17 protein-coding genes and 1 tRNA gene are annotated in these 21,489 nt (G+C 72.6%); 8 read left to right on the top strand and 10 right to left on the bottom strand.

Annotated elements, in window-relative coordinates; genetic code table 11:
- Positions 1-85: 85 nt before the first annotated feature.
- The 4 genes from hutI to hutU all read right to left on the bottom strand — a co-directional run bounded on the left by hutI (position 86) and on the right by hutU (position 5,600).
- Positions 86-1,264: an imidazolonepropionase gene (hutI, locus tag ACZ6JT_RS23695; RefSeq protein WP_469212633.1), complete on the bottom strand. Its 1,179-nt coding sequence runs from the start codon at positions 1,262-1,264 to the stop codon at positions 86-88.
- 114 nt (positions 1,265-1,378) lie between these two features.
- Positions 1,379-2,719: a formimidoylglutamate deiminase gene (locus ACZ6JT_RS23700; RefSeq protein ID WP_469212635.1), complete on the bottom strand. Its 1,341-nt coding sequence runs from the start codon at positions 2,717-2,719 to the stop codon at positions 1,379-1,381.
- Complete coding sequence (locus ACZ6JT_RS23705) at positions 2,710-3,900, bottom strand: allantoate amidohydrolase (RefSeq protein ID WP_469213258.1); 1,191 nt, start codon at positions 3,898-3,900, stop codon at positions 2,710-2,712. Before ACZ6JT_RS23705 ends, ACZ6JT_RS23700 begins: the two co-directional genes overlap by 10 nt.
- 35 nt (positions 3,901-3,935) lie before the next feature.
- Positions 3,936-5,600: a urocanate hydratase gene (hutU, locus tag ACZ6JT_RS23710; protein ID WP_469212637.1), complete on the bottom strand. Its 1,665-nt coding sequence runs from the start codon at positions 5,598-5,600 to the stop codon at positions 3,936-3,938.
- Positions 5,601-5,704: 104 nt separating this feature from the next.
- Between hutU and ACZ6JT_RS23715 the strand changes: the two genes are divergently transcribed.
- Complete coding sequence (locus tag ACZ6JT_RS23715) at positions 5,705-7,060, top strand: type III PLP-dependent enzyme domain-containing protein (protein WP_469212639.1); 1,356 nt, start codon at positions 5,705-5,707, stop codon at positions 7,058-7,060.
- Positions 7,061-7,131: 71 nt separating this feature from the next.
- Here the strand turns inward: ACZ6JT_RS23715 and ACZ6JT_RS23720 are convergent, their stop codons facing one another.
- On the bottom strand, positions 7,132-7,974 hold the full coding sequence (locus ACZ6JT_RS23720) for a MurR/RpiR family transcriptional regulator (RefSeq protein ID WP_469212641.1): 843 nt from the start codon (positions 7,972-7,974) through the stop codon (positions 7,132-7,134).
- 160 nt (positions 7,975-8,134) lie between these two features.
- Between ACZ6JT_RS23720 and ACZ6JT_RS23725 the strand changes: the two genes are divergently transcribed.
- Positions 8,135-8,509 (top strand): hypothetical protein, encoded by a 375-nt coding sequence (locus tag ACZ6JT_RS23725; RefSeq protein ID WP_469212643.1) that lies wholly within the window; start codon positions 8,135-8,137, stop codon positions 8,507-8,509.
- Positions 8,510-8,795: 286 nt separating this feature from the next.
- On the opposite strand, the gene ACZ6JT_RS23730 is transcribed toward ACZ6JT_RS23725, so the two are convergent.
- On the bottom strand, positions 8,796-10,178 hold the full coding sequence (locus ACZ6JT_RS23730; protein ID WP_469213260.1) for a cystathionine beta-synthase: 1,383 nt from the start codon (positions 10,176-10,178) through the stop codon (positions 8,796-8,798).
- A gap of 131 nt (positions 10,179-10,309) precedes the next feature.
- On the opposite strand from ACZ6JT_RS23730, the gene ACZ6JT_RS23735 reads away from it, so the two are divergent.
- From ACZ6JT_RS23735 to ACZ6JT_RS23745, 3 genes are all read left to right on the top strand, one after another.
- Positions 10,310-11,335: an SGNH/GDSL hydrolase family protein gene (locus tag ACZ6JT_RS23735; protein ID WP_469212644.1), complete on the top strand. Its 1,026-nt coding sequence runs from the start codon at positions 10,310-10,312 to the stop codon at positions 11,333-11,335.
- Between the two features lie 478 nt (positions 11,336-11,813).
- Positions 11,814-13,034 (top strand): acetyl-CoA C-acetyltransferase, encoded by a 1,221-nt coding sequence (locus tag ACZ6JT_RS23740; RefSeq protein WP_469212646.1) that lies wholly within the window; start codon positions 11,814-11,816, stop codon positions 13,032-13,034.
- Between the two features lie 359 nt (positions 13,035-13,393).
- Entirely contained in the window at positions 13,394-14,224 is an 831-nt protein-coding gene (locus ACZ6JT_RS23745) for a hypothetical protein (protein WP_469212648.1), read from the top strand.
- Here ACZ6JT_RS23745 and ACZ6JT_RS23750 read toward each other — a convergent pair.
- The gene (locus ACZ6JT_RS23750) at positions 14,208-14,552 is read right to left on the bottom strand and encodes a hypothetical protein (protein WP_469212649.1); all 345 of its coding nucleotides are present in this window, start codon (positions 14,550-14,552) and stop codon (positions 14,208-14,210) included. The genes ACZ6JT_RS23745 and ACZ6JT_RS23750 overlap by 17 nt on opposite strands.
- Before the next feature lie 101 nt (positions 14,553-14,653).
- Here ACZ6JT_RS23750 and ACZ6JT_RS23755 point away from each other — a divergent pair, with 101 nt between their 5' ends.
- Positions 14,654-14,884, top strand: coding sequence for a DUF4287 domain-containing protein (locus tag ACZ6JT_RS23755; RefSeq protein ID WP_030716449.1), 231 nt, complete (start codon positions 14,654-14,656; stop codon positions 14,882-14,884).
- Between the two features lie 115 nt (positions 14,885-14,999).
- On the opposite strand, the gene ACZ6JT_RS23760 is transcribed toward ACZ6JT_RS23755, so the two are convergent.
- Positions 15,000-15,851 carry a Bax inhibitor-1/YccA family protein gene (locus ACZ6JT_RS23760; RefSeq protein WP_469212650.1) on the bottom strand — a complete coding sequence of 284 codons (852 nt, stop codon included), beginning with the start codon at positions 15,849-15,851 and terminating at the stop codon, positions 15,000-15,002.
- Between the two features lie 146 nt (positions 15,852-15,997).
- Positions 15,998-16,079, bottom strand: a tRNA-Leu gene (locus tag ACZ6JT_RS23765).
- Positions 16,080-16,490: 411 nt separating this feature from the next.
- Here ACZ6JT_RS23765 and ACZ6JT_RS23770 point away from each other — a divergent pair.
- Together ACZ6JT_RS23770 and ACZ6JT_RS23775 are read left to right on the top strand one after the other, a co-directional pair.
- Complete coding sequence (locus tag ACZ6JT_RS23770) at positions 16,491-17,255, top strand: ABC transporter ATP-binding protein (RefSeq protein ID WP_469213262.1); 765 nt, start codon at positions 16,491-16,493, stop codon at positions 17,253-17,255.
- Positions 17,256-17,313: 58 nt separating this feature from the next.
- Positions 17,314-19,866, top strand: a complete 2,553-nt coding sequence (locus ACZ6JT_RS23775) for an ABC transporter permease (RefSeq protein ID WP_469212651.1) — start codon at positions 17,314-17,316, stop codon at positions 19,864-19,866.
- Between the two features lie 83 nt (positions 19,867-19,949).
- Here ACZ6JT_RS23775 and ACZ6JT_RS23780 read toward each other — a convergent pair whose 3' ends face one another.
- Positions 19,950-21,404 (bottom strand): class I SAM-dependent methyltransferase, encoded by a 1,455-nt coding sequence (locus tag ACZ6JT_RS23780; RefSeq protein ID WP_469212652.1) that lies wholly within the window; start codon positions 21,402-21,404, stop codon positions 19,950-19,952.
- Between the last annotated feature and the right edge of the window lie 85 nt (positions 21,405-21,489).

Genomic DNA, 21,489 nt, shown 5'->3' on the forward strand with positions numbered 1-21,489 from the left:
CTGACGACACATCAGATGGGTGGCTCAAGGTACGCCCGGGGTCTTACGGAGGGAAGACAAAGGACGGCCCCGGATTGACCGTTCGTCAGTACGCCCGGCGACCCCGCTGCCAGACGGCCGAGACGAGCGGGACGCCCGGGCGGTAGGCGAGGTGGACGTGGCTCGGGGCGTCCAGCAGGGCCAGGTCGGCGCGGGCTCCGGGGGTCACGGTGCCGATGTCCGCGCGGCGCAGGGCGCGGGCTCCGCCGGCGGTGGCCGACCACAGGGCCTCGTCGGGGGTCATCCGCATGTCGCGGACGGCGAGCGCGACGCAGAACGGCATGGAGCTCGTGTAGGAGGAGCCGGGGTTGCAGTCCGTGGACAGGGCGACGGTGGCGCCCGCGTCGATCAGGCGGCGGGCGTCGGGCCACACCGCGCGGGTGGAGAACTCGGCTCCGGGCAGCAGGGTGGCGACCGTGGTGTCCGCCGCCTGGGCGAGGGCGTCCACGTCGGCGTCGGTCAGGTGGGTGCAGTGGTCGGCGGAGGCCGCCTCCAGCTCCACGGCGAGCTGTACGCCGGGACCGTGGGACAGCTGGTTGGCGTGCACGCGCGGGATCAGACCGGCGGCGGCGCCGGCGGTGAGGATCGCGCGGGCCTGGTCGCCGTCGAAGGCGCCCTTCTCGCAGAACACGTCCACCCAGCGGGCGTACGGGGCGCAGGCCGCCAGCATCTCGCCGGTGACGAGGTCCACGTACGCGGCCGGGTCCTCGGCGTAGTCGGGGGAGACGATGTGCGCGCCGAGGTAGGTGACCTCCTCGGTGTGCGCGGCGGCGATGCGCAGGGCGCGGGCCTCGTCGGCGACGGTGAGGCCGTAGCCGGACTTGGTCTCGAAGGTGGTGGTGCCCTGGCGGCGGGCCTCGTCGAGGTGCCGGACGAGGTTCGCCTCCAGCTCGGCGTCGGTGGCGGCGCGGGTGGCGGCGACGGTGGTGCGGATGCCTCCGGCGGAGTAGGCGCGGCCCGACATCCGGGCGTTGAACTCCTGGGTGCGGTCGCCGGCGAAGACGAGGTGGCTGTGGCTGTCGACGAAGCCGGGGATCAGGGCCCGGCCCTGCGCGTCGAAGGCCTCGTCGGCGGCGGGCGCGTTGGCGGCGGGGCCGACCCAGGCGATGCGGTCGCCGTCGATGACGACGGCGGCGTTCTCGATCAGGCCGAGGGGGCTTCCGTCGCCGACGGAGGGGTCGTTGGTGACGAGGCTGCCGATGTGGGTGATGGCGGTGGTGGTCATGGTTCCTCTCGGTTTCCTGGGGCTCCGCCCCAGACCCCGCGCCTCAAACGCCGGCGAGGCTGAATTCTTCAGCCTCGCCGGCGTTTGAGGCGCGGGCGCGGAGCGCCGTATCTGTCAGCCGCGCAGGGCCGCGATGGACTCGGCAAGGGCGGACGGGACGTCCTCGACGAGGGCGTGGGCGCCGTCGCGGACCACGTGGCGGCCGCCGACCACCGTGTGGCGGACGTCGGCGGCGGTGGCGGCGAAGACCGCCGTCTCGGCGCCGAGCCGCGGCAGGGCACCCGCCGTGCGGACGGAGTCCAGCGCGATCGTGGTGAAGTCCGCGAGCGCGCCCGCCTCCAGGCGACCCGCGTCGGCCAGGCCGAGCGCCGCATGGCCGTCGGCGGTGGCGGCCGTGAGCAGGGCGTTGGCCGTCCAGTGCCCCCGGGTACGGCTGCGCAGGCGCTCGTTGAGCTCCATCGCGCGGGCCTCCTCCAGCAGGTCGATCACGGCGTGGCTGTCGCTGCCGAGCGACAGCGGGCTGCCCGCCTGCTGGAGGCGGGTCGCCGGGCCGATGCCGTCGGCGAGGTCGCGTTCGGTGGTGGGGCACATGCAGGTGCCGGTGCCGGTGCCACCGAGCAGGGCGATGTCGGTGTCCGTGAGGTGCGTGTTGTGGACGCCGGTGGTGCGCGGGCCGAGCACCCCGTGGTCCGCGAGGAGCCGGGTCGGGGTGCGGCCGTGGGCGGCCTGGCAGGCGTCGTTCTCGGCGGTCTGCTCGGAGAGGTGGACGTGCAGCGGGGCCTCGCGCTCCTCGGCCCAGCGGGCGACGGTGGCCAGCTGGTCGGCGGGCACGGCGCGCACCGAGTGGATCGCGGCGCCGATCAGGGCGTGCGCGCGAGGCTTCAGGGCGGACGCGCGCTCGGCCCAGGCCTCGGCCGTGCCGTCGGAGAAGCGCTGCTGGTGCGGGTTCGGGGCCTCGCCGAAGCCGGCCGAGAGGTAGGCCGTGTCGAGGAGGGTGATCCGGATGCCGGCCGCGGCGGCGGCCTCGATCAGGGCCTCGCCCATGGCGTTGGGGTCGGCGTACGAGGCGCCGCCCGGCGCGTGGTGGACGTAGTGGAACTCGCCGACGTTGGTGATGCCGGCCAGCGCCATCTCGGCGTACACGGCGCGGGCGAGCGCGAAGTAGGTGTCCGGGGTCAGGTTCTGGGCGACCTTGTACATGAAGTCGCGCCAGGTCCAGAAAGTGCCGGAGCCGACCTGGACCGTGGAGCGCAGGGCCCGGTGGAAGGCGTGGCTGTGCGCGTTCGCCAGGCCCGGGACCGTCAGGCCGCGCAGGACCTCGGCGCCGGGCGGCGGGGTCTCGACCCCGGTGCGCAGGGCTCCGATGCGGCCCTCGGCGGTCACCTCCAGGGCGACGCCCGGCTCGACGTGGGTGCCGAGCCAGGCGTGCTCCAGCCAGTACGTCGTCAACGACATGCCAGGCCTTCCAGTACGTCGGCGAGGGCGAGGACACCGGCCACGCAGTCGTCCTCGGCGGCGAACTCCCGCGGGGAGTGGGAGACGCCGGTGGGGTTCCGTACGAACAGCATCGCGGTCGGGACGGCCGCGGAGAGGATTCCGGCGTCGTGTCCCGCCCCGGTGCCGAGGACGGGGACGGCCCCGCCCAGGATCCGGTTCATCTCGTCGCGCAGGGCGTGCTCGAACTCGACGACCGGGGTGAAGGACTCCCGGACGATGCCGAGGTCGATGCCGTCCTGGTCGGCGCGCTCGCGGGCGGCCTTCTCGATGGCGGTCACGACCGTGTCGAGGGTCGCCTGGTCGGCGGCCCGGGAGTCGAGCCAGCCGCGCACGAGGGAGGGGATGGCGTTGACCCCGTTGGGCTCGACGGAGATCTTCCCGAAGGTGGCCACGGCCCCGGCGAGGGCCGCCTCGGTGCGGGCGGCCAGGACGGTCGCCGCGTACGTGAGCATCGGGTCGCGGCGGTCGACCAGCCGGGTGGTGCCGGCGTGGTTGGCCTCGCCGCGGAAGTCGAACCGCCAGCGGCCGTGCGGCCAGATCGCGGAGGCGATGCCGACGCGGTCCCCGCTCAGGTCCAGGGCCCGGCCCTGTTCCACGTGCAGCTCGACGAAGGCGCCGATGCGGGCGAGCCGTTCGGGGTCGGCCCCGATGGCCTCGGGGTCGTAGCCGGCGGTCTCCATGGCCTGGGGCAGGCCGATGCCGTCGGCGTCGCGGAGCTCGTACGCCTTCTCCTTGGTGAGCTGCCCGGCGGCGAGCCGGGAGCCGACGCAGGCGAGGCCGAAGCGGGCCCCTTCCTCGTCACCGAAGTTGGTGATGGCGAGGGGCCTGGAGAATTCCGCGCCCCTCCTGCGGAGTTCGTCCAGGGCCGCGAAGGAGGACACCACCCCGAGGGGGCCGTCGAAGGCCCCGCCGTCGGGTACGGAGTCCAGGTGCGAGCCGGTGACCACGGCGTCCCCCGCGAGGGGGTCGCCGAGCCAGGCCCACTGGTTGCCGTTGCGGTCGGTCTCGTACGTCAGCCCGCGCGCCTCGGCCTGCTCCTGGAACCAGGTCCGGCAGTCGGCGTCGGCCCCGGTCCACGCGTGGCGCCGGTAGCCGCCGGACTCGGCGTGGCGGCCGATGGGGGCGAGCTCGTTCCACATGCTGTGGAACGAGGCCGCCCCGGCGGGGTTGTCGCTCACGCGTCGTCGCCCTCGCGCATCGGGACCCGCACGCCGCGCTCGTCGGCGACCGACTCCGCGATGTCGTAGCCGGCGTCGACGTGGCGGATGACGCCCATGCCCGGGTCGTTGGTGAGGACGCGGCGGATCTTCTCGCCGGCCAGCGGGGTGCCGTCGGCGACGGTGACCTGGCCCGCGTGGATCGAGCGGCCCATGCCGACGCCGCCGCCGTGGTGGATGGAGACCCAGGAGGCGCCGGAGGCGACGTTGACCATGGCGTTGAGCAGCGGCCAGTCGGCGATGGCGTCGGAGCCGTCGAGCATGGCCTCGGTCTCGCGGTACGGGGAGGCGACCGAGCCGCAGTCGAGGTGGTCACGGCCGATGGCCAGCGGGGCGGCGAGGGTACCGTCGGCGACCATCTCGTTGAAGCGCTCGCCGGCCTTGTCGCGCTCGCCGTAGCCGAGCCAGCAGATGCGCGCGGGCAGGCCCTGGAAGTGGACGCGCTCGCCCGCCATCTTGATCCAGCGGTGCAGGGACTCGTTCTCCGGGAAGAGCTCCAGCATCGCCTTGTCGGTCTTGTGGATGTCCGAGGCCTCGCCGGACAGCGCCGCCCAGCGGAAGGGGCCCTTGCCCTCGCAGAAGAGGGGGCGGATGTAGGCGGGGACGAAGCCGGGGAAGGCGAAGGCGCGGTCGTAGCCGGCCAGCTGGGCCTCGCCGCGGATGGAGTTGCCGTAGTCGAAGACCTCGGCGCCGGCGTCCATGAAGCCGACCATGGCCTCGACGTGCTTGGCCATGGACTCGCGGGCGCGGGTGGTGAAGCCGGCCGGGTCCTTGGCGGCGTAGGCGGCCATGTCGTCGAAGTCGACGCCGACGGGGAGGTACGCGAGCGGGTCGTGGGCCGAGGTCTGGTCGGTCACGATGTCGATGGGCGCGCCCTCGGCCAGCATCTGCGGGAGCAGCTCGGCGGCGTTGCCGAGCAGGCCGATGGAGAGCGGCTTGCGGGCGTCGCGGGCCTCGACGGCCAGCTGGAGGGCGTGCCGCAGGTTGTCGGCCTTGACGTCCAGGTAGCGGTGCTCGATGCGGCGCTCGATGGCGCGCGGGTCGACGTCGATGCAGATCGCGACGCCGTCGTTCATCGTCACGGCCAGCGGCTGGGCGCCGCCCATGCCGCCGAGGCCGGCGGTCAGGGTGATGGTGCCGGCGAGGGTGCCGCCGAACTTCTTGGCCGCGACGGCCGCGAAGGTCTCGTAGGTGCCCTGGAGGATGCCCTGGGTGCCGATGTAGATCCACGAGCCGGCCGTCATCTGGCCGTACATGGTCAGGCCCAGGTGTTCCAGGCGGCGGAACTCCTCCCAGTTGGCCCAGTCGCCCACCAGGTTGGAGTTGGCGAGCAGGACGCGCGGCGCCCACTCGTGGGTCTGCATGACGCCGACCGGGCGGCCGGACTGGACGAGCATCGTCTCGTCCTGCTTGAGGGTCCGGAGGGTGCGGACCATCGCGTCGTACGAGCGCCAGTCGCGGGCGGCCTTGCCGGTGCCGCCGTAGACGACGAGCTTGTCGGGGTGCTCGGCGACCTCGGGGTCGAGGTTGTTCTGGAGCATCCGCAGCGCGGCCTCCTGCTGCCATCCCAGGGCGCTGAGCTCGGTGCCTCGCGCGGCACGTACGGGGCGGGGTCCTGACATGGCGGCGCCTCCTCCGATGTTGGTGTTTCCATTCACATCCTGACGTCCTGAATAGATTCAGTCAACAGCTGCGGGCGGCCCTGTCGAATGATGGGATGGCGGACATGGCTGCACACACGCACGCGGACGCCGATGCCGCCGCGCGCCGGGATCCGGCCGTACGGGCCGCCGTCGCCCAGGGGCTCGTGGGCGGGGCGGACTCCGCGCCGCCCCTGACCTGCCTGCTGGACACCGCCGGGATCCGCGCCTCCGCCGCCGCCCTGAACAGCGCCTTCGCGGACGCCCTGGCGCCCGGCACCCCCGTCCTGCACGCCTTCGCCGTCAAGGCCGCCCCGCTCGTCCCGGTCCTGCGGCTGCTCGCGGACGCCGGGCTCGGCTGCGAGGTGGCCAGCCCCGGCGAGCTGGCGCTGGCCCGGGCGGCCGGGGTACCGGCCGGGCGGACCGTCCTGGACTCCCCCGCCAAGACGGTGGCCGAACTGCGCGAGGCCCTGGCCCTGGGAATCGCCGTCAACGCCGACAACCCGCAGGAACTGCAACGGCTCGACGCCCTGGTCGGCGCGGGCCCGCCCCGGTCCCCGATCGGCGTACGGATCAACCCGCAGACCGGCGCCGGGACCATCGACGCGCTGTCCACCGCCACCTCGACCTCGAAGTTCGGGATCGCCCTGCGGGATCCCGGCGCGCGCGCATGGCTCGTACGGGCGTACCTGGACCGGCCCTGGCTCACCCGCCTGCACGTCCACTCCGGCTCACAGGGCGTTCCCCTGGCCCTGATCGCGCAGGGCGCACGGGAACTGCACGCGCTGGCCGAGGAGATCAACGGGGTGGCCGGGCGCCGCCAGGTCGACACCCTCGACATCGGCGGCGGCCTGCCGGTGAACTTCGCCTCGGACGAGCACACGCCCCGGTTCGCCGCGTACGTGGCCGCGCTGCGCGAGGCGGCGCCCGGGCTGTTCTCGGGAGCGTACGGCCTGGTCACGGAGTTCGGCCGGGCCCTGCTGGCCAAGCACGGGCTGGTGCTGGCCAGGGTCGAGTACACCAAGACCAGCGGCTCCCGGCCGATCGCGCTCACCCACGCCGGGGTGCAGCTGGCGACCCGCACCGCGTATGCCCCGGCGGCCTGGCCAGTGCGGATCCTGGCGTACGACGCGAAGGGCGTGCCCAAGACCGGCGACCCGGTGGCGCAGGACGTCGCCGGGCCGGCCTGTTTCGCGGGGGACCTGCTCGCGACGGCCCGGGAGCTGCCGCTCCTCGCGCCCGGCGACCTGATCGGGGTCCCGGACACCGGCGCGTACTTCTTCACCGCGCACTACGGGTACAACAGCCTCCCCCGCCCGGCGGTCCACGGCTTCACGGTGGGCCCGCGGGGCGAGGTCAGCTTCGGCCTGGTCCGGCCGGCGCAGTCCCTCGAGGCCATCGTCGCGGAGGCGGGCGGCGCTCACGCCGAAGCCCTGCTGTAGCCGGCGGACGGGCCCTCCCGGGCTCCGCCCGGCGGGGGTCGGGGCGGAGCCCCGGCTTGAAGCCGTGCCGGCTACTCCACGAAGAGGCCGCGCGCCGCGGCTCGGGCGTCGAAGGCCTCCAGGCGGGCCTGGGCGTCCGGGAGGGCGTCCGCCATCGCCTCCAGCAGGACCCGCCCCAGCAGCATCGGCGCACACGCCGTGTCGAAGGCCAGCCCCGTCCCCACGGGCGCCGGGATCAGCAGGTCCGAGTGGCGGGCCACCGGCGCGAAGGCCGAGTCGGCGACCGTCACCACGGTCAGCCCGGCCGCCCGCGCGTGCTCCAGCGCCTCCGCCACCTCCCGGGGATGGCGCGGCAGCGCGAAGCACAGCAGCGCCGAGGCCCCCGCGCCGGCGGCCGCGTCGATGCGGTCGGCGAGCATCGAGCCGCCCTCGTCGAGGAGGCGTACGTCCGGGTGCACCTTGGCGGCGAAGTAGGCGAACCCGCGCGCCTGCGAGGACGCCGCGCGCAGCCCGAGCACCGGCAGCGGGGCCGAGGCGGCGAGCAGCCGTCCCGCCTCCTCCACCGGCCCGGGATCGGCGAGCATCTCCGCCAGCTGCCGCAGGTTCTCGATCTCGCCCAGGACGGCCTGCTGGTACTCGTTGTACGAGTCCTCCTGCGCGACCTCGACCCGCTCGGCGGGAGCCACCTCGCGCAGGTGCCGGCGCAGTGCGGGATATCCGTCGAAGCCCAGGGCCACCGCGAACCGGGTCACCGACGGCTGGCTCACCCCGGCCAGCTCGGCGAGCTCGACGCTCGACAGGAAGGGCACCTCGGCCGCCCCACGGACCATGCAGTGCGCGATGCGCCGCTGCGTCGGCGTCAGCCGGTGCCCCTCGAACAGCTTCTGCAGCCGCGCGGCCGGGCTGTCGCTCATTCCCGTCCCCTCCGTCCCCGTCGATCCATTCAGTCACCGAGCACTCTGCATGTGGTTATGCAGCTCGGCAAGCCGCGCCCGCGATGCGGATGCGGCGGATGCGGCGGATACGGGGGCTAGCACCAGTGCCGGGGCCCGCGGCGCTTCCTACGGTGGGGGTATGGACGCCCACGCCCAAGAGCTGAAGAAGGAACTCGACGCCACGCTGGACGCCCGGCGGGAGCTGGGTCCGGAGTACGAGACCGCGCTGGTGGACTCGTTCGTCGAGAAGGTCGAAACCCAGGTCCGGCGGCGCCTCGCGGAGGAACGCCTGTCCGCGGCCCGCGGCGAGACCCGTCCCTCCGCCTCGCCGGCGGACGGGAACTTCGGCGAACGCTTCGGCTTCGGGATCATCACGCTGGTGCTGGCGGTCCCGCTGTCGGCCATCGCGGCCGCAGAGGCGCACTTCAGCGGTCTCCTGGTCGCCTGGGCCGGGATCGTGGGCGTGAACTTCATCCACGCCAACAAGCGGTTCGGGCGCCGGTCCGCCGAATAGTTTGTGCGCGGGGACCGCCGCACCCTCGGTCGCCCGAGGGGCGGGACGACGGCGGTCCCCGCGAAGGACACGGCCGGGTCAGGGCCGTCCGCGTCCGTGACGTCCGCGTGGTCCGGGAGCCGCTCCGGAGGTACGCGTACGCCGTTCGGTGGTGCCGGCGGGGTTCCGGTCTCCCGGTCTTCCCTGCCGACGACCACCACTGTGCCCCAGCCGTGTTAAGCCGGTGCTGCCGTCACGTGTCGTGCCCGTACCGTTTGCACGAAGGCCACGCGCGGCCCCGTACGGGTTACTTGGAGCCCTTGGCGAGGAACGCCAGCAGGTCCTGACGGCTCACCACACCGGTGGGCTTGCCCTCGACGAGCACGATCGCCGCGTCCGCCTCGCCGAGCACCGCCATCAGCTCGGACACCGGCTCGCCCGAGCCGACCTGCGGCAGCGGCGAGCTCATGTGCTTCTCCAGCGGGTCGGTCAGGGAGGCCCGCTGCGCGAACAGCGCCGCCAGCAGTTCCTTCTCGACGACCGAGCCGATGACCTCGGCGGCCATCACGTCCGGGTGACCGGCGCCCGGCTTGACGATGGGCATCTGCGAGACGCCGTACTCCCGCAGGACCTCGATGGCCTCGCCGACGGTCTCCTCGGGGTGCATGTGGACGAGGGACGGGATGCCGCCCTCCTTGTCGCTCAGCACGTCACCGATGCGCGCGGCGGGACCGGCCTCCTCCAGGAAGCCGTGGCCCGCCATCCACTCGTCGCTGAAGATCTTGCTCAGGTAGCCGCGGCCGCTGTCCGGGAGCAGCACGACGACCACGTCGTCCGGGCCGAGGCCCTCGGCGGCCTTCAGCGCCGCGACGACCGCCATGCCGCAGGAGCCGCCGACGAGCAGGCCCTCCTCCTTGGCGAGGCGGCGGGTCATCTGGAAGGAGTCCTTGTCGGACACCGCGATGATCTCGTCCGTGACGTCGGGGTCGTAGGCGGTCGGCCAGAAGTCCTCGCCGACGCCCTCGACGAGGTACGGGCGGCCGGAGCCGCCGGAGTAGACCGAGCCCTCGGGGTCGGCGCCGATGACCTTGACCTTCCCGCCGCTGACCTCCTTGAGGTAGTTGCCGGTACCGGAAATCGTGCCGCCCGTGCCCACGCCCGCGACGAAGTGGGTGATCTTCCCGTCCGTCTGGTCCCACAGCTCGGGGCCGGTGGTCTCGTAGTGCGAACGGGGGTTGTTCGGGTTGCTGTACTGGTCGGGCTTCCAGGCACCGGGCTCGCGCGCGAGGCGGTCGGACACGTTGTAGTACGAGTCCGGGTGCTCGGGGTCGACGGCGGTCGGGCAGACCACCACCTCGGCTCCGTACGCGCGCATCACGTTGATCTTGTCCATGGACACCTTGTCAGGGCAGACGAAGATGCACTTGTAGCCCTTCTGCTGGGCCACGATGGCGAGTCCTACACCCGTGTTGCCGCTGGTCGGCTCCACGATGGTGCCGCCGGGCTTGAGGGCTCCGCTCTGCTCGGCGGCCTCGATCATCCGTACGGCGATCCGGTCCTTCACGGATCCACCGGGATTGAAGTACTCGACCTTCGCAAGGACGGTGGCCTGCAGGCCTTCGGTCACACGGTTGAGCTTCACCAGCGGGGTGTTGCCGACGAGGCTGATCATCGAGTCGTGGAATTGCACCATGTTCTCCAAGGAGGGGACTCCACGGGTTCTCCGGGAGGTCTGGCCAGAGTATGCGTAAAGGGATTGGCCGACCGTGCGTACGGGGCAGGTAGGGATCAATGAGGAGGACCGAGGAGGTGGCCTGAAGGGTGTCCAGGGCGAGAACGGCCCGCCGGATCGCGGCGGGGGCAGCGTACGGCGGAGGCGGACTCGGACTGGTCGGGGCCGCCGCGGTGGGTCTGGTGCTGGCCGAGGTGCAGTTCGCCAAGCGCACGGTGGGCACCGGTCTGGGCGATCCGCCGCGCGCCGACGGGCTGTACGGGAGCGAGTTCGGCGGCCCGGAACAGAGCCCGGGACCGCTGCGCCTGGGCATGCTGGGCGATTCCACGGCCGCGGGGCTCGGCGTACGGCGGGCCCGGCAGACACCGGCGGCCCTGCTGGCGTCCGGGCTGGCGGCGGTGGCCGAGCGCCCGGTGGAGCTGCGCAACGTGGCACTGTCGGGGGCCATGTCCGACGATCTGGACCGGCAGGTGGGGCTGCTGCTGAACGACGGCAGCCCCGCCCCGGACGTGTGTGTGATCATGATCGGCGCGAACGACGTGACGCGCCGGATGCCGCCGACCCAGTCCGTGCGCTGCCTGACCTCGGCCGTGCGGCGGCTGCGGATGGCGGGGGCCGAGGTCGTCGTGGGCACCTGCCCCGACCTGGGCACGATCGAGCCGGTCTACCAGCCGCTGCGCTGGGTGGCCCGGCGGGTCTCGCGGCAGCTGGCCGCCGCGCAGACCATAGGAGTGGTCGCGCTGGGCGCCCGTACGGTCTCCATGGGTGACCTGCTGGGCCCGGAGTTCGCCGCGAACCCGCGCGAGATGTTCGGCCCGGACTCCTACCACCCGTCGGCGGAGGGGTACGCGACCGCCGCCATGGCCGTGCTGCCGACGCTGTGCGCGGCGCTCGGCCTGTGGCCCGAGTCGGACCGGCTGGACGTGTCCCGCGACGAGGACATGCTCCCGGTGGCGAAGGCCGCGTCCGCGGCGGCGGACCAGGCGGGAACGGAGGTCACGGCCGCCCGCGGCCCGTGGGTCCTCCTCAAACACCGCCGCCGCCGCCGTGTCCCGGGCGAGGACCCGACCCCCACCCCCGACCCCGGCCCAGACACCAGCCCCGCCGGCGTCTGAGCCGCGGGGTTGGGGCGCAGCCCCGCCTCTCCCAGCCCCGCCGGCCCTTGGGCGCGGGGCCCTGGGCCGGAGCCCCGGCCTCCCAGCCCCGCCGGCGCTCGAGGCGCGGGTCTGGGGCGCAGCCCCGGCCTCTTCCAGCCCCGCCGGCCCTTGGGGCGCGGAGCCCCGGCCTCTCTCAGCCCCTCAGCGCTTGAGGCGCGGGGTCTGGGGCAGGGCCCCGGCCTCCCAGCCCCGCCGGCCCTTGGGGCGCGGGGCCCTGGGGCGGAGCCCCGGCCTCTTTCAGCCCCGCCGGCGTTTGAGGCGCGGGGTCTGGGGCAGGGCCCCAGCAGCGGCGCCGCACATTTCGACGCACGGCCCCGCCCAAGGGATCGCACCCCCGCGGGAGCGACCGGCATCACACTCCCACCCCGGTGACCTCGACCGTACGGGGCGGTAACTTCGCATGCGGTCCCGCAACGACGCACCCCTTGGAGTCCCGATGCCCGAAGCCGTCATCGTTTCCACCGCCCGCTCTCCCATCGGGCGCGCCGGCAAGGGGTCCCTCAAGGACGTCCGCCCGGACGACCTGACCGCGACCATCATCCAGGCCGCCCTCGCCAAGGTCCCCGAGCTGGACCCGCGCCAGATCGACGACCTGATGCTCGGCTGTGGTCTCCCCGGCGGCGAGCAGGGCCACAACCTGGCCCGCATCGTGGCCGTGCAGATGGGCATGGACTACCTGCCGGGCACCACGATCACCCGCTACTGTTCCTCCTCGCTCCAGACTTCCCGCATGGCGCTGCACGCCATCAAGGCCGGCGAGGGCGACGTCTTCATCTCCGCGGGCGTCGAGACGGTCTCCCGGTTCGCGAAGGGCTCCTCGGACGGCCTGCCGGACACGCACAACCCGCTCTTCGCCGACGCGGAGGCCCGTACGGCCGCCGTCGCGCAGAGCGAGGGCTCCTCCTGGCACGACCCGCGCGAGGACGGCCTGATCCCGGACGCCTACATCTCGATGGGGCAGACCGCGGAGAACCTGGCCCGCCTCAAGGGCGTGACCCGTCAGGACATGGACGAGTTCGGCGTGCGCTCGCAGAACCTCGCCGAAGAGGCCATCAAGAACGGCTTCTGGGCCCGCGAGATCACCCCCGTCACCACCCCGGACGGCACGGTCGTCTCGACCGACGACGGCCCGCGCGCCGGCGTGACCCTGGAGGGCGTGCAGGGACTCAAGCCCGTCTTCCGCCCCGACGGCCTGGTCACGGCCGGCAACTGCTGCCCGCTCAACGACGGCGCCGCGGCGCTGGTCATCATGAGCGACACCAAGGCCCGTGAGCTGGGCCTGACCCCGCTGGCCCGGATCGTCTCCACCGGCGTCACCGCCCTCTCCCCCGAGATCATGGGCCTGGGCCCGGTCGAGGCGTCGAAGCAGGCCTTGAAGCGGGCCGGCCTGACGGTCGGCGACATCGACCTGTTCGAGATCAACGAGGCCTTCGCGGCCCAGGTCATCCCGTCGTACCGGGACCTGGAAATCCCCCTCGACAAGCTGAACGTCAACGGCGGGGCCATCGCCGTCGGTCACCCCTTCGGGATGACCGGTGCCCGCATCACCGGCACGCTGATCAACGGCCTGCAGTTCCACGACAAGCAGTTCGGCCTCGAGACGATGTGCGTCGGCGGCGGCCAGGGCATGGCCATGGTGATCGAGCGGCTGAGCTGAGCCGTAGCGGTGGCGGAGCTCAGCGCGACCAGGAAAGCGAGCGGCTGAGCCGGAAACCGATCACCCGAGCCCACTGGATCAAGACCCGCGCCCAGTCGCCGCAAGGGATCCCGCCGGATCCCTTGCGGCGCAGGGGCACCGGATCCAACCCGGTCGCGGCCGACCTGTGACCGAATCTCCCCCAGGATGTGACCTATCTCCTGGGGGATTGGCATTTGTGCAGGTCAGCGCCAGTACGGGGGGTGCGGGTGTGACCAAAGCCCTGTCCAATTCGTGACGTAATGCACTGCACGCCATTCCCAGGTCGGGACACTCTGATGTAGGAAGTCGGGGGATCGAATCACCTCAGGAGTTAGTCAGTGAGCGCCATGTCTCTTGCCCTGCTGCTGACCACTGCCGCCGCCGCGGCCGTGGGCGCTGCTGCGCTGCACGCCGTCCACGGTCTGCGCAAGCAGGTCACCGCCCTGCGCACCGAGCTGGCGGCGCCGGTCCACCACCGCGGTGCGACCGTCCCGCACGCCCGCAGCGCCGGCGCCGTGGAATCCCCCGCCGCCGAGATACGAGCCGCCGTGGCCGAGGCCCTCGCCGAGGAGCGCGAGCGCGAGCTGGCCGAGGCGCGCGCCTTCTGGGCCGCGCAGGAGGCCCGCGACGCCGCCGACGCGCCGTCGCTGCTGGGCGGCCTGTCCGGGCTCGGTGAGGACAGCCCCGTCTTCCTGCCCCGGCAGGCCGACATGGTGGGTCTGGAGCCCGTTCTGGGCGAGGAGGCCCTCGACGAGCTCCCCGGCTACCCCGAGGACTCGGCCGAGCTGGCCGCCGCCCGTCGGCGCCACCCCTCGCACCCCGACTTCGTACCGGCCCAGGCCTCGCACCCCGGCGCCGACCACGAGCGCACCGTCAACCGCCTGGAGGAGCTCGCGGAGGCCCGTACGGCCCTCGCGGACGTCCGCCCCGGCCCGCTGGGCACGCTCGACGTGTACGTCTTCACCGACGGCACGACGCTGTGCATGACCCCCGGGCACCGGGAGACCGCGGAGCGCCTCGCCGAGGCCCTGCGTTCGGGCACGGCCCCGGTCCTGCTGGGCGGCTCGGGGATCTCCGGCGCCTACGCGCTGACCTTCTCCTGCGGTGACTCCGAGGACCCCGACAGCAACGTCTACATCCTCGCGGACCGCGTCATCGCATCGCTCTGATCTCCGCCTGCTCCACCAGCCCCACGGCCTCGTCCAGCACCTCGGACGGGGCCGTCGCGCCGTCCGGGCCGGCCGCACCGGTGCGCAGTGCCTCGGCGAGGTCCAGCCCGGCGACGGCCACCTGGTCCCCGACGACGAAGATGCCGGCGTCGGGCAGCTCCCGGGGCGCCTGCCCGGGGGTCTCCAGCCGCTGCGCCCGTACGGAGAGCTCGCGGGCCAGTTCCAGGGCCACGGCGGCGGCCCCCTGCTGCAGGCGGCTCTGCGGCAGGGCCCGCAGCCGGTCGGCGAAACGTTCCACGACGGCGGTCAGGGGCGAAGTATCAAGCACCCGGCCGACCTTACGCGCCGCCCGGGCACCATTGCCAACGGGCGAACTCTCCGGCACGGTGGCGTGAAGAGAACAGCACGGCGATACCTCCGGAGGCGCCCATGTCCGTAGAGTTCTCCGAACAGACACACCGCAACATGATCGACAGAATCCCCCAGACCACCGGTCGTGAAGTCTCCGACTGGCTCCGCACCGTCGACGAAGGCCCCTCCCTCGTCCGGTTCGAGGAGAAGGTCAGCTGGCTCCGCGGCGCGCACGAGCTGTCGTACGGCCAGGCCAAGGCGATCATCCACGAGTACGACCTGCGCAGAGCAGCGCGCCGGTTCGGCTGACCCCCTCCCCCGACCCCCGTTCCCCTGGACGCGGGAAGGCCCCGCGAGCGGTGTGCTCGCGGGGCCTTCCCCATGCCGTGTGCCGTGTGCAGGCCGGGGTGGCCTGCGGGTCCTGCTAGTCGTCGCCCGAGAGGATCGAGAAGATGCGCAGCATCTCCACGTAGATCCACGCCAGGGTGACGGTGAGGCCGAAGGCCGCCAGCCACGCCTCGTCGCGCGGAGCGCCGTAGGCGATGCCGTCCTCGACCTGCTTGAAGTCCATGGCGAGGAAGCAGGCGCCGAGGATGACGCCGATGGCACCGAACAGCAGGCCGAGGCCGCCGCTGCGGAAGCCGAGGCCGTCACCGCCGCCGAACACCGCGAACAGCGTGTTCGTCAGCATCAGCAGGATGAAGCCGAGGGTCGCGGCCATCACGAAGCCGTAGAAACGGCGCGTGACGCGGATCCAGCCCATCTTGTACCCGAGGAGCACGGCGGCGAAGACGCACATCGTGCCCATCACGGCCTGGATGACCACGCCGGGGCTGAGGTAGGTGCTGACGGCGGCGCTGATGACCCCGAGGAAGACGCCCTCGAACGCCGCGTAGGCCAGGATCAGGCCGGGGACGGCCTTGCGCTTGAAGGACTGGACGATCACCAGGACGAAGGCGACCAGGCCCGCGGCGAAGCCGATGCCGTACGACTTGCCGAGGTTGGCCGGGTCGACCGGCAGCAGCACCCAGGAAAGGGTGGCCGTGACGATGAGCGTGCCGAGCGTCATGGCCGTACGGCTCACGACGTCGTCCATGGTCATCGCACCGGCGCGCGCCGGTGCCGGCGGCATGCCCGTGGTCGGGTCGGTCGCGTACGGGTTCGTCGCGTACGGGTTGGTCCCGGCCTGCTGGTGCTGCGGCGTCGCAAAGCCCGCGTGGCCACCGTTGTCGCGGCTGAACCCCCGTCGCGAGAAGACCGGGTTACTGCTCCTCATCTCACTCCTCCGTGGCCGCCGAGCGCGGCCTTGCAACAAGAGTAATGCGCTCGCAAAGAAAGCACCCTACTGCTGGAGGAGGATCTTAGGAGAAGGCAGGGCGAAGCGCAGGAGATAAAGGAGCGGGCCTCGCGAGAACTGCGGAGTGCCCGGAGCCGGACTTGAACCGGCACGGCCCGAAGGCCAGCGAGGTTTAAGCTCGCCGTGTCTGCATTCCACCATCCGGGCAGGGCGTGGCGGCCCCCGTGGAAAAAGCCTTCGACGCTTGATCCGAGCCTATCCGTAACGCCGCCGCCGCTGACCTGCCGTCAACCCGATGTTGTCTGATTTTATTGGCGCTTGAGGGTTCGTCAGACCCGAGAACGCACGGTCGGCCCGTTCTGGGAGCCGCTCACCACCTGTACGGGATTGACGGGATTTCGACGGCCGCGCCACCCCGCGCGCCACCCGCTGCGCCACCCCGGGCCACCGCCCCGCGGATCAGGGCTCCTGTCATACCAGAGGAGGAGACGCGACGCCCCTCCGTCAGACTCGAGTGGGCCGGGAAACAAGCTCGGCGGCTGATCCGGAGCGGGGGTGCCCGCGGCGAGGATGGGAACGTCCCCGCACCGCAGACCGAGGAGCCGTCCCGTGACCACCATGAACTACGCCCCGCACACCACCCAGGCCGTGGCCGCCCGCGCCACCGGCCTCTCCAAGGTGTACGGCCAGGGCGAGACCCAGGTGGTCGCCCTGGACAACGTCTCGGTGGACTTCGGACAGGGGCAGTTCACCGCGATCATGGGCCCCTCGGGCTCCGGCAAGTCCACGCTGATGCACTGCGTCGCCGGTCTGGACACCTTCTCCGCCGGCTCCGTCCGCATAGGCGAGACCGAGCTGGGCGCCCTCAAGGACAAGCAGCTCACCCAGCTGCGCCGGGACAAGATCGGCTTCATCTTCCAGGCCTTCAACCTGCTGCCGACGCTGACGGCCCTGGAGAACATCACCCTCCCCATGGACATCGCCGGCCGCAAGCCCGACAAGCAGTGGCTGGACGACGTGATCAGCATGGTCGGCCTCACCGGCCGCCTGAGCCACCGCCCCACCCAGCTCTCCGGCGGCCAGCAGCAGCGCGTGGCCGTGGCCCGCGCCCTGGCCTCCCGCCCCGAGATCATCTTCGGTGACGAGCCCACCGGAAACCTCGACTCCCGCTCCGGCGCCGAGGTCCTCGGCTTCCTGCGCAACTCGGTGCGCGAGCTCGGCCAGACCGTCGTGATGGTCACCCACGACCCGGTGGCCGCCTCCTACGCGGACCGCGTCATCTTCCTGGCCGACGGCCGCATCGTCGACGAGATGTACGGGCCCACCGCCGACGGCGTGCTCGACCGCATGAAGGCCTTCGACGCCAAGGGCCGCACCAGCTGACCCGGGATCTCCCTCCCCCGCCCTCCTCCAGACCCCAGCCCCAGGACTGAGATCCCCCATGTTCCGTACCGCCCTGCGCAACGTCCTCGCGCACAAGGCCCGGCTGCTGATGACGGTCCTCGCCGTCACCCTCGGCGTCGCCTTCGTCTCCGGCACCCTCGTCTTCACCGACACCCTCAAGAAGTCCCTCTCCCACCAGTCCGCCAAGAGCTACGAAGGCGTGGCGGTCTCGGTCACCTCGTACGGCCAGGGCCGCGACGACAACGGGCAGAAGGAGGGCGAGCCCGGCCTCAGCCAGCAGACCCTCGACAAGGTCAAGGCCCTCGCCGGGGTCGCCTCCGTCTCCGGCCGCGTCTCCGGCTTCGCCGGCGTGGGCGACGAGAACGGCAAGCTGATCGGCTCCGGCTGGTCCAACAAGGGCTCCAACTACGCCCCCGTGAAGGACGGCAAGGACCCGAACTACGCCTTCGCCCAGGGCGCCGGCCCGGCCAAGGCCGACGAGATCGCGCTCGACAAGGCGACCGCGGACGCGGGCGGCTACCACGTCGGCGACCGGGTCCGCGTCGCCACCAACGGCCCGGTCAAGGAGTACTTGCTCGCCGGTGTCTTCACCACCGAGGACGGCGCCGTCCAGGCCGGCGGCAGCCTCGTGCTCTTCGACACCAAGGTCGCCCAGGAGCTCTACCTCAAGCCCGGCTACTTCCAGGAGCTGTCGGTGGCCGCCAAGGCCGGCGCCTCCGCCGACCAGCTGCTCGCCGAGATCAAGCCGCTGCTCGACGACAAGCACACCAAGGCGCAGACCGGCGCGGCACTCGCCAAGGAGCAGGCCGAGCAGATCGAGAAGGGCATGAGCAACATGAGCACCATGCTGCTCGTGTTCGCCGGCATCTCGCTCTTCGTCGGCGTCTTCCTGATCTACAACACCTTCACCATGCTGGTCACCCAGCGCACCAAGGAGCTGGCCCTGCTGCGCGCCGTCGGCGCGAACCGCGGCCAGGTCATGCGCTCGGTCCTCGCCGAGGCCCTGGTCGTCGGCGCGGTCTCCGCCGCCATCGGCCTCCTCAGCGGTCTCGGCCTGGCGATCGGCATGCGCTCCCTGATCGGCTCCTTCGGCGCCAAGCTGCCGGGCGGCGACCTCGTGGTCGCCCCGGGCACCATCGTCGCGGCCCTGGTCATCGGCGTCCTGGTCACCACGCTGGCCGCGCTGCTGCCCGCCTGGCGCACCGGCCGGATCGCCCCCGTCGCCGCCATGGGCAGCGCCCACCTGCCGGCCTCGGCGAAGTCCCTGATCGTGCGCAACGTCATCGGCTCCGTCATCGGCGTCCTCGCCGTCGGCCTGGTCCTGCTGGGCGTGTCCAAGGGCGGCTCCACCGGCCGCATGATCATGGGCGGAGGCGCGTTCTTCATGCTCATCGGCCTGATCGTGCTGCTGCCGCTGCTCTCCAGGCCGGTCATCTCGGCGGTCCGCCCGCTGCTCCAGAAGGCGTTCGGGGTTCCCGGCAAGCTGGCCGCGCAGAACGCCGTCCGCAACCCGCGCCGCACCGCCGTCACCGCCGCCTCCCTGGCGATCGGCCTGACCCTGGTCACCACCCTGTCCGTGCTCGGCATCACCGTCGGCAAGGTCGTCGACCGCATGAGCACCGAGAAGCTCAAGGCGGACTACCGGGTCTCCATGGCGGGCGACATGGGCAGCCTGGACAAGTCGGTGGCCGAGACCCTGGCCAAGGCTCCCGGCATCAAGGCGGTCTCCCCGCAGGCGGCGGGCTTCCTCAAGATCGGCGAGGACTTCCGCGCCGCCTCCGGTGTCACCCCGGGCGCCATCGACCAGATGCTGAACATCGAGGTCCTCAGCGGTTCGCTGGACGCCCTCGGCAAGGGTGAGCTGGCGGTGGCCGAGAAGACGGCCAAGAAGGCGAACCTGACCGTCGGCTCCACGGTCCAGGTCCAGTTCGACGACGGCGGGCAGGGCAGCCTGAAGGTCGGCGCGGTCTACAAGGACCTGGAGGGCCTGCTCTCCCCTTACGTCATCGACAACAAGATCCTCAGCGCCCACAGCGAGGAGCAGTACATCCCCGAGGTGTACGTCAACGTCGCCGGCGGGGCCTCCGCGGCCGGCCAGCAGAAGGTCGTCGACGCCCTCGGCAAGAACCCGGCCATCACCGTCGCCACCCAGCAGGACATGCGCAACGAGATGGGCGGCATGATCAACACGATGCTGAACGTCATGTACGGCCTGCTCGGCATGGCGCTGATCATCTCGGTGCTCGGCGTGGTCAACACCCTGGCGATGTCCGTCTTCGAGCGGACCCAGGAGATCGGCATGCTGCGGGCGATCGGCCTCGACCGCAGCCGGGTGAAGAACATGATCCGCCTGGAGGCCGTGGTGATCTCGCTCTTCGGCGCGGTCCTGGGCGTCGCCATCGGCGTCTTCCTCGCCTGGGCCGTCGGCACCACGATGGCGAAGTCCATGCCGAACTACGAGCTGGTCCTCCCGTGGGACCGGATCGGCATCTTCCTGCTGCTGGCCGCCGTGGTCGGCGTCCTGGCCGCCATGTGGCCGGCCCGCAGCGCCGCCCGCCTGAACATGCTGACCGCCATCAAGACCGAGTAGCGCGCCGGACGCGGACCGGCGACGAGGCAGGGCCCCGGGGCAACACGCCCCGGGGCCCTGCCCGTTGTGCGCATACGTTTCCGCTACGGGGTCCGCGCCCCCCAGGTGCGCAGCCGCAGCGGCAGGCCCGAGTCGCCACCCGCCGCGCACTTCACCGCGAGGACCTGGTTGACGCCGAGCCGGCCGTGCTCGAAGCCGAGCGCGGAGGCCGCCATGTAGAGCTGCCAGACCCGGGCCCGGCCCGGGGAGGTCAGCCGGACCGCCTCGTCCCAGTGCTCCTGGAGCCCCGCCACCCAGGCCCGCAGGGTCAGCGCGTAGTGCTCGCGCAGCGCCTCCACGTCGCGCACCTCGAAGCCGGCCCGCTCCAGCTCGCCGACGGTGGTGCCGAGCGGGGAGAGCTCCCCGTCGGGGAAGACGTAGGCGTCGATGAACTCGTCGATCCGGTACGCCTCCTCGTCCGGCTCCGGCGGACGGGCGATCTGGTGGTTCAGCAGCCGCCCGCCGGGGCGCAGCAGGGCGTGCAGGGTGCGGGCGTACTCCCGGTAGCGGTCGGACCCGACGTGCTCGGCCATCCCGATGGAGGAAATCGCGTCGTACGGGCCGTCCCTGACGTCCCGGTAGTCCTGGATGCGCAGCTCGACGAGGTCGGCCAGGCCCGCCTCGGCGACCCGTTTGCGCCCGTACGCGGCCTGCTCGCGCGAGAGCGTGATCCCGGTGACCCGGACCCCATACTCGCCGGCCGCGTGCAGCGCCATGGAGCCCCAGCCGCAGCCGACGTCGAGGAGGCGGTCGCCGGGCCGCAGGGCGAGCTTGCGGCAGACCAGGTCGAGCTTGTCCCGCTGGGCCTGCTCCAGGGTGGAGCCGGGGCTCCAGTAGGCGCAGGAGTACACCATCGAGGGGCCGAGCACCCGCTCGTAGAAGTCGTTGCCGACGTCGTAGTGGTGGCTGATGGCCTGGCGGTCGCGCCCCTTGCTGTGCCGCGGCCCGCCCCGCCGGACCGCCTCCTCCGCGGGGGGCGGGGGCGGCGGCAGCGGTCCGGCGAGCGCGATCAGCTCCCGTACGGCCGCCCGGTGGGCCGGGTCCCGCCATTTGGCCCCCGGCAGGTCGGGCAGCCGGGGCAGACGGGGCAGCCCCGGCCGGGTCGCGATGCCCTTCCGGGCCGTGCGGGGCCCCGGGCGGCCACCCGGCACCACGGCCTCGGGCGTCCGCTCCGGGCCCGCCGTGCGCGCCCCCGCGGGCCCCGCGGGGGCGGCGGGCAGCGGGGTGCGCCCGCGTTCCCACAGGACCCCCGCCACGCGGTCCAGCAGGGCGAACAGGTCGCCCTCGACGGTCAGTTCCCCCGCCACCCAGGCGCGGGCCAGGCCCAGCTCCCCGGGCTTCCACAGCACCCGCCGCAGGGCGCGGCGGTCGTGGACGACGAGCACGGGGCCACCCGGCGGACCGGCCTCACTGCCGTCCCAGGTGCGGACGCGCACCGGCAGCGGGGCACCCAGCAGTGTCTCGGCAACAGCAGCCAGCCGCGGCGCGGCGTCGGTCATGGGCGCACCTCCACAAAAGCTCCGACCCCTCCGTCTACCCATCCCGGACCCCGGGTACGCCGAAGGGGCCGCCCGCACCACGGAT

The organism is Streptomyces sp. NPDC046308, assembly GCF_055588065.1.

Coding starts and splice junctions, on each gene's coding strand:
- hutI (WP_469212633.1), bottom strand. CDS start 1,264: ATGACCACCACCGCCATCACCCACATCGGCAGCCTCGTCACCAACGAC.
- ACZ6JT_RS23700 (WP_469212635.1), bottom strand. CDS start 2,719: ATGTCGTTGACGACGTACTGGCTGGAGCACGCCTGGCTCGGCACCCAC.
- ACZ6JT_RS23705 (WP_469213258.1), bottom strand. CDS start 3,900: ATGTGGAACGAGCTCGCCCCCATCGGCCGCCACGCCGAGTCCGGCGGC.
- hutU (WP_469212637.1), bottom strand. CDS start 5,600: ATGTCAGGACCCCGCCCCGTACGTGCCGCGCGAGGCACCGAGCTCAGC.
- ACZ6JT_RS23715 (WP_469212639.1), top strand. CDS start 5,705: ATGGCTGCACACACGCACGCGGACGCCGATGCCGCCGCGCGCCGGGAT.
- ACZ6JT_RS23720 (WP_469212641.1), bottom strand. CDS start 7,974: ATGAGCGACAGCCCGGCCGCGCGGCTGCAGAAGCTGTTCGAGGGGCAC.
- ACZ6JT_RS23725 (WP_469212643.1), top strand. CDS start 8,135: ATGGACGCCCACGCCCAAGAGCTGAAGAAGGAACTCGACGCCACGCTG.
- ACZ6JT_RS23740 (WP_469212646.1), top strand. CDS start 11,814: ATGCCCGAAGCCGTCATCGTTTCCACCGCCCGCTCTCCCATCGGGCGC.
- ACZ6JT_RS23755 (WP_030716449.1), top strand. CDS start 14,654: ATGTCCGTAGAGTTCTCCGAACAGACACACCGCAACATGATCGACAGA.
- ACZ6JT_RS23760 (WP_469212650.1), bottom strand. CDS start 15,851: ATGAGGAGCAGTAACCCGGTCTTCTCGCGACGGGGGTTCAGCCGCGAC.
- ACZ6JT_RS23770 (WP_469213262.1), top strand. CDS start 16,491: ATGAACTACGCCCCGCACACCACCCAGGCCGTGGCCGCCCGCGCCACC.
- ACZ6JT_RS23775 (WP_469212651.1), top strand. CDS start 17,314: ATGTTCCGTACCGCCCTGCGCAACGTCCTCGCGCACAAGGCCCGGCTG.
- ACZ6JT_RS23780 (WP_469212652.1), bottom strand. CDS start 21,404: ATGACCGACGCCGCGCCGCGGCTGGCTGCTGTTGCCGAGACACTGCTG.